The organism is Alkalihalobacillus sp. TS-13 (genome assembly GCF_019720915.1).
GTDB lineage: Bacteria > Bacillota > Bacilli > Bacillales > Fictibacillaceae > Pseudalkalibacillus.
The window spans coordinates 44,462-56,349 of the sequence record NZ_JAHKSI010000006.1 but is presented as its reverse complement, the minus strand read 5'-3'; the positions used below and the strand labels follow the sequence as shown (position 1 = coordinate 56,349).

The 11,888-nt window shown below is 37.0% G+C and carries 12 protein-coding genes; 5 read left to right on the top strand and 7 right to left on the bottom strand.

The features are described 5' to 3' along the window. Window positions 1-174: 174 nt before the first annotated feature. A complete protein-coding gene (locus KOL94_RS22785; protein WP_221568976.1) occupies window positions 175-648 on the top strand; it encodes a hypothetical protein in 474 nt (157 codons plus the stop codon). A gap of 825 nt (window positions 649-1,473) precedes the next feature. Here KOL94_RS22785 and KOL94_RS22780 read toward each other — a convergent pair. Continuing rightward, window positions 1,474-2,055, bottom strand: coding sequence for a TetR/AcrR family transcriptional regulator (locus KOL94_RS22780; RefSeq protein ID WP_221568975.1), 582 nt, complete (start codon window positions 2,053-2,055; stop codon window positions 1,474-1,476). A 209-nt stretch (window positions 2,056-2,264) separates the two neighbouring features. Between KOL94_RS22780 and KOL94_RS22775 the strand changes: the two genes are divergently transcribed. Beyond that, complete coding sequence (locus KOL94_RS22775) at window positions 2,265-3,533, top strand: MFS transporter (protein WP_221568974.1); 1,269 nt, start codon at window positions 2,265-2,267, stop codon at window positions 3,531-3,533. A 258-nt stretch (window positions 3,534-3,791) separates the two neighbouring features. Here KOL94_RS22775 and KOL94_RS22770 read toward each other — a convergent pair whose 3' ends face one another. Then, complete coding sequence (locus tag KOL94_RS22770) at window positions 3,792-4,154, bottom strand: cupin domain-containing protein (protein ID WP_221568973.1); 363 nt, start codon at window positions 4,152-4,154, stop codon at window positions 3,792-3,794. A 732-nt stretch (window positions 4,155-4,886) separates the two neighbouring features. On the opposite strand from KOL94_RS22770, the gene KOL94_RS22765 reads away from it, so the two are divergent. Then, the gene (locus KOL94_RS22765) at window positions 4,887-5,453 is read left to right on the top strand and encodes an RBBP9/YdeN family alpha/beta hydrolase (RefSeq protein WP_221568972.1); all 567 of its coding nucleotides are present in this window, start codon (window positions 4,887-4,889) and stop codon (window positions 5,451-5,453) included. Window positions 5,454-5,508: 55 nt separating this feature from the next. Next, entirely contained in the window at window positions 5,509-5,637 is a 129-nt protein-coding gene (locus KOL94_RS25505) for a hypothetical protein (RefSeq protein ID WP_260412618.1), read from the top strand. A gap of 530 nt (window positions 5,638-6,167) precedes the next feature. Here KOL94_RS25505 and KOL94_RS22760 read toward each other — a convergent pair. Next, window positions 6,168-6,563 carry a hypothetical protein gene (locus KOL94_RS22760; protein WP_221568971.1) on the bottom strand — a complete coding sequence of 132 codons (396 nt, stop codon included), beginning with the start codon at window positions 6,561-6,563 and terminating at the stop codon, window positions 6,168-6,170. Window positions 6,564-7,169: 606 nt separating this feature from the next. Here KOL94_RS22760 and KOL94_RS25500 point away from each other — a divergent pair. After that, window positions 7,170-7,298 carry a hypothetical protein gene (locus tag KOL94_RS25500; protein ID WP_260412617.1) on the top strand — a complete coding sequence of 43 codons (129 nt, stop codon included), beginning with the start codon at window positions 7,170-7,172 and terminating at the stop codon, window positions 7,296-7,298. Window positions 7,299-7,916: 618 nt separating this feature from the next. On the opposite strand, the gene KOL94_RS22755 is transcribed toward KOL94_RS25500, so the two are convergent. The 4 genes from KOL94_RS22755 to KOL94_RS22740 are packed head-to-tail and all read right to left on the bottom strand — an operon-like array spanning window position 7,917 to window position 11,878. Next, window positions 7,917-8,480, bottom strand: coding sequence for a hypothetical protein (locus KOL94_RS22755; protein ID WP_221568970.1), 564 nt, complete (start codon window positions 8,478-8,480; stop codon window positions 7,917-7,919). A 13-nt stretch (window positions 8,481-8,493) separates the two neighbouring features. Next, complete coding sequence (locus KOL94_RS22750) at window positions 8,494-9,579, bottom strand: lysozyme family protein (RefSeq protein ID WP_221568969.1); 1,086 nt, start codon at window positions 9,577-9,579, stop codon at window positions 8,494-8,496. A gap of 60 nt (window positions 9,580-9,639) precedes the next feature. Further along, window positions 9,640-11,520 carry a CD3337/EF1877 family mobilome membrane protein gene (locus KOL94_RS22745; protein ID WP_221568968.1) on the bottom strand — a complete coding sequence of 627 codons (1,881 nt, stop codon included), beginning with the start codon at window positions 11,518-11,520 and terminating at the stop codon, window positions 9,640-9,642. Window positions 11,521-11,542: 22 nt separating this feature from the next. Continuing rightward, on the bottom strand, window positions 11,543-11,878 hold the full coding sequence (locus KOL94_RS22740; RefSeq protein WP_221568967.1) for a hypothetical protein: 336 nt from the start codon (window positions 11,876-11,878) through the stop codon (window positions 11,543-11,545). Window positions 11,879-11,888: the final 10 nt, after the last annotated feature.

The following is an 11,888-nucleotide window of genomic DNA, read 5'->3' as shown; positions in this document are numbered from 1 at the left end:
TATAAAGCCGTTTCCACTCGTCCTGAAAGTTGACTGAAAGTTTTTAGTTTTACCATTGGTTCTGTAGAAAAAACAGGCTTTCTAGCATTTCACTCAAAAAAATTTCGAAAAATCGAAACTTGCATAGGTGATCAATTCGTCTAAAAAATAACGAACCTAAAAGGAGGCCTAAAAATGAAAATCAAAAAAAGAGTAAGTTTCATTTTGTTGGCATTGTCTCTTGTTCTGGTAGGTGGCCTTAACAATGAGGTACAAGCTGGTGATCCTGCATCAAATCAACGCATTGTTACCCAAACTGTTGACCTGGAAACTGTAAAAACGAAATTAGATGTTGGACAAACAAAAGAAGAAGTTAAAAGTATGATGGGAGAAGAGTATAATCAAGTTAAAAGTATGAGGGACGGAACATCGGTCTGGCGTTATGACATAGATTCAAAAGAAGGATATTCTTTTGAGACGGTATGGGACACTGTAGACATTGAAGGAATTGAAAGCAGAGCGATCGGACTACAAGTCTTTATTGCTTGGAAGAATGATCATTCAACTGTGGATTATGTCACTGCTTATTATTTAAACCCAGAAGATAAAAAGGTTTACGAATATCGTAAGCTTTCCAATGGTACATCACGTACCACATGTATCACATAGAGGTAAGAGATTTACGTATTGTTAAGTGCCTTACCATCTATTAAAATCGTACAGCTGCTTCACCTGTTACTTTGATAAACAATACTTTTGATATATGTACCTCCATTTTGTCGGATAATTGCGGGATTTTTAACTAAAAATTTGGAGAAGAAGATCTCCTAACGATTACAAAAGCCGATTCTTTTAAATGGTCGGCTTTTTTCAAGTGAACATTGTTTAAATACCTTTTCGGACTATATATTCCAGCTGTTCACGGACATGACAATTTCACAAAGAAATCCCAAGAAAAAAGCTCAGAAAACTGAGCTCTTTTTTTACGTTATATAGTCCAGAAGCTTATTACATTAAAGCCCCCTTTAACGGAACAAAGGGCGCAATCCAATATTCTTGAATTGCGCCCGATTGCTGAAGATGTTGGTTTGGAATAAAGTTTGATCAGAAATGATTTACAAACCCTTATTTAATGTAACTCAAAAAGAATCCATTTTAAAAAAAGATTGATCAAAATGGATTCTTCGACACCATGCCTCAATTTCATCTTTATAAAAAAGTTGAATCAAAACCGATACGGCACCTTAAAATTGCTTTAGAAAACATTGATTTGTAATTGCTTTTGATTCTTCATTTTCATACTGAGGGAATACCACTACATTCTATTATCTGATGACTCATAAGAGGACTTTTTGCCTTTTAACAGTGGGATCTGACGGATTATGTGAAAAGGCCATTAAAGCTATTTTTAAAATTAACAAACAATCCATAATTGGAAAAACAATTTAATACGCAAAATAACAATAAAGCGTGACTCTTTTGATTTCAAGGGATTTATTTTATTAATGTCAATATCGTAGCTACAGAATTATCTACAAATGAGCGCTCTGGACAAGATTTTATCAGCACTGTAAGTCCGATTAATGAAACAACTAGAGTCTGTGCTAACTTTTTAGCGTTTAGACTGCTTTTGAGCTCTCCTGAATTAATGCCTGCTTCGATCGCTTCTTGAAATATGACTGAAAGATACATCTGATGCTCCCTTGTAAGGATTTCAAATTTTTCATCGTGGGGAGCAAGTTCTACCATCGTATTAATACAAAAACATCCCTTGCTTTGATTTTCTTTATATTCTTTTTCTACCAAATCTTCAAAAAATGTGTGAATAGCTTCTTTTACAGATGGTTTATTTTGAAGTTTTGTTCGAAGTTCAGAAGCATGTAACTTTGTGTATTTGCGCAATGCTGCTTCAAATAATCCTTTTTTGTCTCCGAAAGCTGCATATAAGCTTGGACGTTGTATCCCCATCTTATCGGTTAAATCGCTTAAGGAAGTAGTTGTGTACCCTTTCTCCCAAAACAGTTGCATAGCAGCATCTAATGCTTTATCCTCATCAAATTCACGTAGTCGCACCATTATTATTCTCTCCTTCCTTTTTCAAATTTCCCGATTCAGACTAATAACCATTTATTTTGTACTGATTAGTATACATAATATCTTATTTCACCCAAACTGTCTTGTCAAATCATTTAAAAATTTGACATTAGGGTCTTTTGGTTATATATTTATGACCATAATGTACCGAACGGTATATTATACTTTTCAGTACAGAAAGGAGAAAAATAATGCACACTAAAGATACAAAAACGATTATTGCTAAACAACGAGAGGATTCGTCACAATCACGATCTAGTACAACGATGTCACGTTATATGGCACTATTATTCGCTACAGCTTGTGGGATGGCTGTTGCAAATATATATTTCGCTCATCCACTACTCGATGCTTTATCGAATGAGTTCAAGATTCATCACTCAACCATCGGAATTGTTATCACCATCACCCAGATCTGTTATGCACTGGGGTTATTCCTGCTAGTTCCGCTTGGTGATCTATGGAATCAACGACGATTAATTATTGGTCAAATGCTAATAGCTGTTGCTGCTCTTATAGTTATTAGTTTGGCTCCTTCAAGTGCAATACTTTTCATCGGTATGGCTGTAGTAGGAATGGTTGCCTCTGTAACACAAACACTTGTCGCATATGCATCAACTTTGTCTGAGCCACAAGAGCGTGGAGGAATTGTAGGCTTTGTAACTAGTGGGGTTGTGATAGGAATTCTTCTCGCACGAGTATTCGCTGGGATTTTGACAGATATAGGCGGATGGCGTTTAGTCTATCTTACGTCTGCAGCACTTATGCTCTTCATCGTTAGTTTATTATACAGAGATTTACCAAATTCAATACGCAAAAAAACATCGATGTCCTATCCGAAGCTATTGCGTTCTGTTCTTTTATTGTTCATACAAGAAAGAATTCTACTAATTCGTGGAATATTGGGCATGTTAATTTTTATTTCCTTTAGTATTTTGTGGACTTCACTAGTCTTGCCTCTTAGCTCAGCACCACATTCTCTGTCACATTCAACGATTGGCGCATTTGGTCTTGCGGGAGTAGCTGGGGCATTAGCTGCTGCTCGAGCTGGACGTCTCGCTGATCGAGGATTAGGCCAGCGAACAACAGGTATCTCCCTAGCTTTATTGTTAGCATCATGGTTCCTAATCAGCTTTATCGATCACTCCCTGTTCGTATTGATCATTGGTGTTATTCTTCTTGACCTCGCTGTGCAAGCCGTACATGTCACCAATCAAAGTATGATTTTTACCGTGCGTCCTGAATCGAGAAGTCGACTTACTGCTGCTTACATGATTTTTTATTCTATTGGCAGTGCAACAGGTTCAATTGCTTCAACCAATATTTACGCAACTTTTGGATGGAATGGAGTATCTCTATTAGGTGCATCTGTCAGCGCTTTTGCTCTGTTATTTTGGGTGCTAACGTCTCGTCTGACAGAACATAAGTCACCAAATAATTATGATGGTGTAGCTTTGTAATAAAGCTTGATTAAAATGATGCTAATAACCTTGATAGACGAACAAAAAGAAAGAGAGTGTTTTGAAAAAAGTTTGATCTAAACACTCTCTTAATATTTTCAAATGAATTATTCTTTTATAAAAAAGGTTGATATCTCTATGATCCTTCTTCCATTATAGCGCCCGTTTCTTGAAGAACAATTTAGTGGGTCCCATATCCTATTAAGTGAAAATGATCGGTAATAGGTGATATTGTTCAATACATACTAACTTATTTGTTTAAATCCATACATCTTCAGCAGTCAATTCGCCTTTGGTTTCACCAGTGTTGACTACACCTTTTGGCTCCACCAGCATTATATGGCATTCCTTTTCGGCATAGGGCTTATGCTCCACACCTTTTGGTATCACATACATCTCTCCTTTGGAGAGTTTGACCTCTCCATCACGGAATGCGATAGCCATCTCGCCGTCAAGTACTATGAATACCTCATCAGTCTCTTTATGATCGTGCCATACAAAATCCCCCTGAACCTTTACCAGTTTAAACTGATAGTCATTCATTTCACCAATGACTTTGGGCGACCATTGCTCACTAAATTTAGACAACTTTTCCCTTAGATTAATCGGATGATAATCCATTTAGATTCCTCCTCTTTTCCCTCGCTTCTTATACCGTACATTCTTGCTATTTAAATGTAAAATGAGCGCTGTCCTTATTCCAGAAGCGCGCCCGATTCATGAAGAAACGCCTCTTTTCAAGAAAAGTGCCCGGTTCATGAATAAGGATACCTACTGTCAACATATTCTGACTAAATACGTAATACTCACGCAAATACTGATAAACAAGCCCGGAGATTTTCTTTATGCAGCTACTTCCAGGCTTGCTCTTCATACGATAATCTCGGTTATTCAGGCTTATAGCCAAGTAACTGGCCAACACTTGGTACTTTCAAACAAAAATCCATTTTGGCTTCACCCACTTTCAATAACATTTTTACTCATGTTTAGGAGTTCCATGTACCATTTTGATTTTAGTTCCATGGAATACTTCCATAAATTGCTAATCCAGTAACCTCTTAAAATCTCCATTTGTTCCTTTAGATTATACGGTAATTGATTATCCAAAACCTTCCTTCATTTCGTTTGAAGCCGTTGATAGAGGTGCAAAAAAGGGTTTTGCGTTTACCCTTTATAATCCCCATTTGTCCTACACCTCTCTATCACAATATATTTTTTTATTTTAAATCATAGATCTTTTATTCTCCTATCTAACTTCTTAACCTTTGGTTGAACCTCAAAGCAGTCTACTTTCATATAGGTTTGGATCAGTAATATACTGTTTTTGCATTATAAAAAGAAAGGAGTGTAGAAATGGGAAAGCAAGTATATATTATCCATGGATATGGAGCTTCACCAGCAAATCATTGGTTCCCATGGTTAAAAGAAAAATTAATAGCAGATGGTAATCAAGTTTCGGTTCTTCATATGCCAAATTCGTCTGACCCAAATAAAGAAGAATGGTTGGAAACATTAACTAATGAAATAAAGAATGTAAATAACAAAACGTATTTTGTAACACATAGTCTAGGGTCTATCACACTATTGAATTACCTAGATCAATTAGATCCGTTACCAAGTTTTGGAGGCTTTATTCTTGTTTCTGGCTTTTCAGAACCATTATCATCGTTACCCTCACTAAATCCATTTACAGTTACAAAAGTGGATTATAAAAGAATAATTGCAGCAACTAATTCACGTGCTGTTATTGCTGCAAAGGATGACTATATTGTTCCTATTCAATTAAGTCAAAATTTATCAAAACAATTGGATACATCATTTTATCCTGTTGAAAAGGGGGGGCATTTTCTAGAAGATGATGGTTTCACTAGTTTCCCATTGGTTTATGATATTTTAAATAATATAATGAGAAATGTATAAATAATAAAGGTGTCACCATTTCGTTACATTATTACTCAATTCTAAAGGAAATCCTGTGAAAACTCATAGAAAAATCCCTTATGAAGAAGTAGACAAAGATGAAATGAAAACATTGGAACGGGAAGATGATAACACTGGGAGCTATCTTTATTTTAAAGAACAGATGGTCCAGCAAGACCAATAAAAAACAGGGCCATCCTCAAATCTTATTTGTTATATAAAAACAGAAAATCAAGGTCATGGGATCTACGCTACACCAAACATTGCGATTACAAAATCAAAGATGAAGAAAAGAAAATTACAACAATATTAACATTATCAAAAGGGTCACATATTCTTAAACCAATCTCCGAGATTTGTTACGATTGTAAGTGCCTCCCCCTTAACGATAGATGAAATCACCCCTTTCCGATTTGGCAAGGGGTGATTTGGTGTTATGTCCTACAAAGGTTACTGATGACTGCAGTTTAAAAAGGCTGTCCCAAAAGTCTACAAAAGGGACAGCCCCATGAATTTCTTTAGAAAATGCTACGTGTTGTTCTGCTAGTTTTATTGAACCATTTCATTAATTTAGTTAAATTTTATTCCAAAATGGAGTACCTTCAATTAGTATATAGCCAGTGAATACTTACCAGGTTCCACTATTTCAGAAGATTTATATTTTGGAATTGGGATTGATACGGTACCTCTAATAAGTTGAAAATTAACGGAAAATTACCACCACGCACCATAAAGCATATCTTGGCCAGCATAACTTTGTACGACTCGAAACTTTCGTTCAGGATCCGGAGAAAGACGATATCCAATTGTATGTAGTTTGTCTGGATATTTGTAGAATTTTTCGTATACTCCTCCTCTATCGACTACATTTAAATAGAACGAGTCACCGGCTCCAAATGGTCCCACCCATGCAGCCCATGCGTACCTTTGCCCATTGTCAGCAATTCCGGACCTCATCTCAACATTTCCAATACTTTTTGTCACTTCAGTTCTTTGATCGGTTGTACAATAAGGGGTTAACAGGATATCTTCCCCATTGTAAGAGCAATGACCTGCAGCTTTTACCTCATTCCCTCCAGTTGTCATAAACATTGAGATTAACAACAGCAAGCTAAATAGGCCAGTCAAATTTTTTTCATTTCCATTCCTCCTTGATTGGTTGTGCGTTCTAAAACAATAGGTTAGTAAAATCCTTACAAAAAAACAGACGGGCGTATATCAAGAATTTACCCCTACTATACTTTTAAACTACCGTATTGAATACCACACAATTGTCGTATTTTTTGTCGAAATAACTTTTTTCTAAAGTAGGGATTCATGTCATTATATGAGATAAATCCACCATAAAAGTAACGACAACGGTTTAATAAACCAAAAACAAAAAATCTTATATAATCGTCTTTTAAGGGATTCGCTCGATGACACTTATAAAAGAATGTACCAAATATCTTATAGATATAGGAATGAAACAGGGATAAATAACTGATACTTTGGTTTTACCGACCTTTTCTTCACCTTATGGTATGCCTTTCTTTTAGATCGATACTGATAAAAAGATCAAAAAAACAAGAATATAAAATTCTTGTTGTAATCCTTAGATATTGATAAATAGTACGAGATGAACACTTTACCTACATATTTGATGTGTATAGTATTCCTTTCTCCATAGCAGCTGAAATGATTTGTGTTTGATTATCAGCACCTAACTTAAATCTAATGCTGGTCGTTCAAAAGCTTTTTCAAGCCAAAGATGATCAATTTCTCGCTGACCAGATCGTTTCATGGGGTACTGATCCAATAAAAGGTTATGAAGCATTTTCCGGTTATGCCTTAACCCGAAATTAGTACCTATGTAAAGTTAGCTGTATGGTCTTCATTCTATGATAGAATTGTTCAACCAACACTATTTTATAGGATACAATTCATCCCATGAAAGTAGGCCGAATATGTTAGTTTATCTATGGTGAAATCCAAATCATCTTGACTTGTATTTTATACCCATGACGAATCTAATAGAGGTAGAAGACATACCATAACAAAGCATCGGTGCTGGTAACACCGATGCGAGGGTTACAAGCCTAGGGGGAAAGTCATAGTAAGCAGCGAATTCGGAAAATCCCTGATTACCTTTTTCATTTTCACCATTTAAGATTACTGTCCGCTTTCCTCCAGTCGACCTGCATCTACGAATTTTTTACCTTCCCTACGCAAATATTGAATCATTAATGATAATAAGTTGTAGGGTTAACCTCCTAATCGGTTAACCCTCTTTATAAAAAGTATAAGCAAGTTATTAGCTCCAAACCCTCACATTATTGCTTTACTACCTTTTTGTACCCATAAATGGATCGCAATCCCGGACGAAATGGAGGAAAGCGCCTGTTATACCTCATCAAGATAAGAAAACTTCATTTCCAATTAAGAACAACATATCATGAATGTTATGTTGTTATTGGAGAGTAATTACAACGGTTCGGCATGGATTTGTCGGAAATCATTGACGATCCATTCTTCGCCTTCCTTCTGCAAAAATACTTGGATCGTCATTCGTTTTTTATCCGTTCGATTGTTGGCTAAATTCGTAATTTCCTGGTCGAAGATAACAAAGGCACTTTGATCTTCTTGAGAAAGATAAATATTTATATCCGATACATCATGTTCATAAAGTAACTTCTCGGGAGGGGTGTCTTTCGGGAACTGTTTTTTAAATAGATCCTGGGTAACCACTGCCTTCGCGTTGGATCTTCGTTCGTCGTAATTCTCCTCTTCTACATGAAAGATGGATTCAATAAAAACATTGACGGATTCTTTCATTTTGCTTTCATCCGTTTTTTGTGATTCTTCTGTTTGTTTCCGTTTTGACGTTTGCAGATAGCTGATTTGATTTTCCTGCTCCTTGACCTTTTCCTTTAACTGTTCAATGGTCACCGATTGCTCTTCGATGGTATTAAAACCGAAAAAGACACTGATGACAATAAGAACCCCTAGCACAAGGATGAGGGTCTTCATGAGGAAATTTTGGTTCATATTCACCCTCCGTTCATAGACCTAATAAAGCGGCTGGATTTTGATGACCACTCCATTCACTTGTTTTAGCTTCTAAATGGAGGTGAGGACCTGTTGACTCCCCTGTACTACCACATACACCAATTTGTTGCCCTTTCTTAACGGTATCCCCTTCCCTTACATCTAACTTGGACAGATGACCGTAAGCTGATATGAGGTTGCCGTGCTGGATCATCACGAGATTACCATACCCATCACTTCCGTCTCGATTCACTTGGAAACCGGAATAAATGACACGGCCTTTTTCAACCGCTTGAATCGGTGTCACGCCTTCAATACAGCTGAAATCCACCCCTTTATGGTTTTCTCTTGATCCATCTCCCCAGGTTCTCCATCCGTAAGGACTTGTGATATTCACCGCACCAGCAACCGGTACGGCCCATTCGCCATCGCCGATCGGCGTTTCAAAGTTATAGTATTGCAAAACAGCATCTACATAATAGATATCACCATAACAAGCATTATATTGTAACGCTTCGGGACGGACACAACTGTAGATCCCTTGGTGTTTTAATTGTTCATATTTCATAGATGAAAAATCAATTGCCAATTCCTGTGTATATTTGCCACCATGTTGCATGACATAGTCAATGAATCCTGTACCGAAATTATACGATTGAAGAGCCAGCTTTACATCTTGATTCGATCTATTTAACGTCTGAGCAAAATATTTAACCCCTTGCTGGATAGACACTTCCGGATTAACTATACAACCCATGGATTCACAATGGGATTCAGATGCCTGCATAGGGTCTAGACCTCGACCACCCGATTCCTGCATCATCAAGGCCAGAATGATCCCAACATAATCTTCAACCCCCTCCTGCTTGGCATATTTCGTTACCTCATCTTTATACTGCATAACCTCCTGTGAAACATTTCCAACTTGTCCATTGGTTAAATTTTCTGATTCTTGACTCGATAAATTCCCCAGCATCAATACCAACAAAAAGATAATCCCGTAGATCAAAGCAAATAATAGAAGGATAGGGAGGATATATTTAAGCATAAGAATGAGGAGTGCTTTTTTCGCCTTTGCTTCTGCATATTGTTTAAGCATGATTTCCTCCTTCTGTATCCAGTCAAAGGCATGTCGAAGATTTACGCCTTAACTCGATCGTTAGGACGATTCGTTTTTCAAAGGTTTATCTAAAGTGTTGGGTCTGCGTTTCGGTTTACGGCTTGACCGGTTGTTCGAAGATTGATTAGCCACATTGTTTGGGCGTCGTTTCGATCGATATTGATTGCTTGACCCATCAGTCGTTTTTTGATAAGGGTTTCGACCTGAAGATTTGGTATTTTTTTGAGACTTCCCTTCAGCATGTTCCCTGTCCTGAGGTTTATTTAGAGAATTTGGACGGCTTTTCCGTTTATAAGGATTTCGTCCAGAATTATCATTGGACGCCTTGCTTGCAGCTGCTTCTTTTTGTCCTGCAGACCTTTCCGACACTTGTCTATCTTTTTGCGTTGAATCTGTACCATTAGTTGCATCCTTTTGCTTGTGACCATTACCCTTATCAGTTAGATTAGATTTTGCACCCTCTCCATATTTATAAGAAGCTGGAATAGATCCCGACCGTCCACTGTAAGTACCCGTTCCATTAAAATTACCCGATTTATCTTTAGTGTTATTTGAGTTGTTTGGTCTGCCCTTATTCATGCGTTTATAGACTCTGTTCATTCTACGCCGAAGGAGCATACCTCGACCTCCTTGAACGGATCTCCGCATCATGCCTTCTCCAGCTCCCGTATCACCTAAGTTAGGGGATGCTCCTTCAAGCATATTGAAGACAAACTGACGTTTCATATAAAGGAATAGAATGGCCACACTGAAAATGATCTGGATAAACATCCGATAATAAATGTCATCATTCATGTTGGTCATGCTATAGCCTAAGGTAATGAAACTAGTAGATACGAGAACAAAAAACATCGTTATCCCTTTAAAGACGATTAAAATAAAGGTCCCTCTGGTGTATCTTGCGGTTAAAGCTTCAAAACTAGGAAATAGACTCATAAACAAGATGATTGGAAACAACAGCATCATCACAATAAACGCAAACTGAAGCATAATCCGGATTAAAGCGATAAAGAAGTAAACAATCCCTTGTATGATCGTTGAGATCATCATAATCATGATATAGCCCATCTGTTTATAGGCGTTTCCTGCAAAGATTGTTTGATTATTGTATTGTTTAAATTCGTTTTCTTCTATTTCTTTTCTTTTTTCAGCCCCCTCTTCAGTAGCGGGGTTTGCGTTTAAGTACTCATCAATCCTGTCTGAGGCTTCAGCCTTTATTTTAGTTTCATCACTTTTTCCGTATTGAAGAAGAAGATAGGGTTTATATACTAGAGCATCAAACACTTTATTCTCGATTGCAATCGATACATCCCGAGCTGTATTGTCATCAAAATTCGTAAATTCAAATGCCCCATCTTGAGACAAAGAAGGATTCGCCTCCATAATCACATTTTCAAGTGTTGTCGAAACACCATGAGCCAGGTCAATGTAATTAAATTTCTCAGATTGTATAGAAAATAATAACGATAGACTTAATAGAATGAGAGATAGCAGCTTAAGAAAAGCCTGCCAATTTTGTTGGATATAAGCCCGTACAACAATCCCTATTGAAGCAAGAGACAATGCAAATAAGCCAAGATTATAGGTTAGAGTTCCAGCGGTACTGGAGGTGATGGCCTTAACAGATGACTTTGTCAAATCAACGATATCTAATGAAAATAATTGATAAACAACCATCAGGACCATAAAAGATAAAGAGCGATTCAAGCTCCAAAGGGCATTTTTTAAGAAATCGACCATTTCAGTACCGGTTTGTCCCATGAAGTCATACCACGAATCATCGGAATACGTCATCAACTCATATCGATTCTCATTATATTTCTTTGAGCTTCGATCCTGGTCATCCAGTGCAAAGCCTGTAGTGGCAGGGATGAGAAGGACAAACAATAAGATTAGGGAGACGAAGGTTTTTTTAGACATTGTCTCTCACCCTTTATATTTTTTAATATTCTACACATTCATTAGTCTTGGTATAAAAATCATCAGCACCATCTTGCTCATATTCTTTCATTAAAGTATTTTCATCTTTAACCTTTCCGTCTTTAGTTTGCCAGTGAACAAAGTAATGTTGGGGTACATCCTTTGAAGTATTTCTTTCCGCTTTACAGATAGATACAATTTCAATATCTTCTGCTTTATAGCCACCCTCTTTTACTTTGTTAAAAGTCATAGCTTCTTCTCTAACAGCAGCTTCCATTTTCTCTTGATCAAAGTCTAAATCCTTCCCACATCCAAAAAGCATCAAGAGGAGAAAAACTAACATAAGGGGTTTCTTCATTCCATTCGCT

Coding starts and splice junctions, on each gene's coding strand:
- KOL94_RS22780 (WP_221568975.1), bottom strand. CDS start 2,055: ATGGTGCGACTACGTGAATTTGATGAGGATAAAGCATTAGATGCTGCT.
- KOL94_RS22775 (WP_221568974.1), top strand. CDS start 2,265: ATGCACACTAAAGATACAAAAACGATTATTGCTAAACAACGAGAGGAT.
- KOL94_RS22745 (WP_221568968.1), bottom strand. CDS start 11,520: ATGTCTAAAAAAACCTTCGTCTCCCTAATCTTATTGTTTGTCCTTCTC.
- KOL94_RS22765 (WP_221568972.1), top strand. CDS start 4,887: ATGGGAAAGCAAGTATATATTATCCATGGATATGGAGCTTCACCAGCA.
- KOL94_RS22750 (WP_221568969.1), bottom strand. CDS start 9,579: ATGCTTAAACAATATGCAGAAGCAAAGGCGAAAAAAGCACTCCTCATT.
- KOL94_RS22740 (WP_221568967.1), bottom strand. CDS start 11,878: ATGAAGAAACCCCTTATGTTAGTTTTTCTCCTCTTGATGCTTTTTGGA.
- KOL94_RS22770 (WP_221568973.1), bottom strand. CDS start 4,154: ATGGATTATCATCCGATTAATCTAAGGGAAAAGTTGTCTAAATTTAGT.
- KOL94_RS22785 (WP_221568976.1), top strand. CDS start 175: ATGAAAATCAAAAAAAGAGTAAGTTTCATTTTGTTGGCATTGTCTCTT.
- KOL94_RS22755 (WP_221568970.1), bottom strand. CDS start 8,480: ATGAACCAAAATTTCCTCATGAAGACCCTCATCCTTGTGCTAGGGGTT.
- KOL94_RS25500 (WP_260412617.1), top strand. CDS start 7,170: ATGCTGGTCGTTCAAAAGCTTTTTCAAGCCAAAGATGATCAATTTCTC.